1 protein-coding gene is annotated in these 312 nt (G+C 47.1%); it reads right to left on the bottom strand.

Features of this window, described 5'->3' with window-relative positions:
- A partial coding sequence (locus tag J0695_RS46525) for a SulP family inorganic anion transporter (protein WP_206970110.1) occupies positions 1-312 on the bottom strand: 312 nt, incomplete at both ends.

Here is a 312-nt window from a genome sequence, read left to right as displayed (position 1 = left end):
GGTGGACAAGCGGCCTCTTCCTCCTGATTTTACATTGATCACAGACTGGCCGATCATCGCGCATCCCGCCATGCCTCCGAAAAAACCGGCGACAATGTTGGCGATGCCCTGTCCGCGGCTTTCCCTGTTTTTGTCGCTTTCCGTATCCGTCATATCATCAACAATAGAAGAGGTTAATAATGACTCAAGCAAGCCAACGATGGAAAGCGCAAAGGCTGTTGGAAAAATAATGGCCAATGTCTCAAAATTGAAAGGAATATTGGGAATCATAAAGGCAGGCAATGATTGCTTCATTTCTCCCAAATCACCGAC

Source organism: Streptomyces beijiangensis, assembly GCF_017315755.1.
GTDB classification, from domain to species: domain Bacteria; phylum Actinomycetota; class Actinomycetes; order Streptomycetales; family Streptomycetaceae; genus Streptomyces; species Streptomyces beijiangensis.
Note: the sequence above shows the minus strand (reverse complement) of the source record. Positions and strands in the feature narration are given on the sequence as shown.